This is a genomic window from Mesorhizobium sp. M7A.F.Ca.US.005.03.2.1 (genome assembly GCF_003997795.1).
Lineage (GTDB): Bacteria > Pseudomonadota > Alphaproteobacteria > Rhizobiales > Rhizobiaceae > Mesorhizobium > Mesorhizobium ciceri.
Genome location: NZ_RZRP01001037.1, coordinates 1 through 1,933, shown reverse-complemented (window position 1 = coordinate 1,933; position 1,933 = coordinate 1). Strand labels below are relative to the sequence as shown.

Genomic DNA, 1,933 nt, shown 5'->3' with positions numbered 1-1,933 from the left:
GCTTGGCGCCGTCCGGCTTGCGCTCGCCGGCGAAGGCCGGCTTGTCGCCGAAGCGCTTCTTGCCAAAGCCGTTGCCCTTGTTCTCGCCACCGGGCCGCCTGCCGTCGCGACGGCCATTGCGGTCGTTGCGGTCATTGGCCGGCTCGAAACGCTCGTTCTTTTCAGCCGGATTGCGCAGCGGATCGGGGCTGCCGAGATGGTCGGCAACGATCGGCAGCTTGGTGCGGATGATGCGCTCGACCTGGCGCAGCTTGCTGTTCTCGGAAGGATCGCAAAGCGTGATCGCGATGCCGTCCATGCCGTTGCGGCCGGTACGGCCGATGCGGTGGACGTAGCTCTCGGCTTCATCCGGCAGATCGAAATTCACGACATGGCTGATGCCGGGTACGTCGATGCCGCGCGCCGCGATGTCGGTCGCCACCAGAATGCGCACCGAGCCGTCGCGGAAATCGTTCAGCGCTTTCTGGCGGGCGTTCTGCGACTTGTTGCCGTGAATGACGGCGGCCTTGAAGCCATCGCGCTCGAGGTCCTTGGTCACCCTGTCGGCACCATGCTTGGTGCGCGAGAAGATGATGACGGACTTCATCGCCTCATCGGCGAGCATCGTCGACAGCACCTGGCGCTTCTGCTTGGTGCGGGCAAAGACGACGCCTTGCACGATCTCGGCCGCTGCCGTGCTTTGCGGCGCGACTTCGACGCGGATCGGGTTCTTCAGCAGGCCCTTGGCCAATTCGGCGATTTCATTGGGCATGGTCGCCGAGAACAGCACCGTCTGACGATCGGGCGCGGTCGCCTTGGCGATGCGCTTGACGTCGTTGATGAAGCCCATGTCGAGCATGCGGTCGCCCTCGTCGAGCACCAGCCATTTGGTGTCGGCAAGTATGAGGTCGCCCTCACGCACCAGGTCGGTCAACCGGCCGGGCGTTGCGATCAGGATATCGACGCCGGGCGCAACCTTCTTCACCTGGCTGAAGCGCGAGACGCCGCCAAGCACGAGCGCGGTCGAGACATGCGCGCCCTTGGCGAGGATCTTGATCGTATCCTCGATCTGCACGGCGAGTTCGCGCGTCGGCGCCAGGATAAGCGCACGCGCCGTCTTCGGCCGGCGCTTGGTGCCGAGTGCGATGATCTTCGACAGGATCGGCAGAGCGAAGGCCGCGGTCTTGCCGGAGCCGGTCTGGGCGATGCCGAAAATGTCACGGCCTTCCATCTGCGGCGGGATAGCCTGCGCCTGGATAGGCTTCGGCTCGGTGAAGCCGGCGTTGTGGGTGGCCTTGAGCAGCGCGCCCGTAATACCCAGTGCCGCGAAACCGGTGAGTTCCGCAGTGTTGCTACCGGGCAAAGTGTTTTCGTTGGTCAAAATAATCTTCTTTCACGCGGCTTCTGGCCGCAAACATCGATGGCGGCAGGGCGCAACCTGCCGTCGAACAAATTTTCATGAAACGACAAGGCGGGCGGACGGGTTCGTCCACTCGGCTGCGCTGTCGTGCCCGCAGGCATCATGCCACGGGGCTTTTTCGCCGCTTTGTGATTTACCGGAAAAAGGGCCGATATACCGGAAAGAGGGAAAACAGACGCAACCAGTCTCATTCGTCGAGAAGGCCGGATAAGTCCCGGCCCAAGCGCCTATGCCGCCGCATATGGCCCAGTTCGCCACCAAATGCAAGGGGGCTCATGTTGCAGCGCAGCAAAATCGACGGAGCAAGCGGCGCTTGCGCTCGCTTGCCGGCACGATTACCACGAAATGCCGCTGGCTTGGGAGGTAATCGATGAAGGACGTGCTGAAGGAACTCGAGCGCCGCCGCGAGATCGCCCGCATGGGCGGCGGCCAAGCGCGCATCGACGCCCAGCACAAGAAGGGCAAGCTCACCGCGCGCGAACGCATCGAGGTGTTTCTCGACGAGGGCTCGTTCGAGGAGTTCGACATGTATGT

The 1,933-nt window shown here is 63.3% G+C and carries 2 protein-coding genes; one reads left to right on the top strand and one right to left on the bottom strand.

Annotated features, from left to right (window positions below; all coding sequences use genetic code 11):
* On the bottom strand, window positions 1–1,360 hold a 1,360-nt coding region (locus EN991_RS34255), incomplete at its 3' end, for a DEAD/DEAH box helicase (RefSeq protein WP_164769595.1).
* Window positions 1,361–1,769: 409 nt separating this feature from the next.
* Here EN991_RS34255 and EN991_RS34250 point away from each other — a divergent pair.
* On the top strand, window positions 1,770–1,933 hold a 164-nt coding region (locus tag EN991_RS34250), incomplete at its 3' end, for a carboxyl transferase domain-containing protein (protein WP_281058840.1).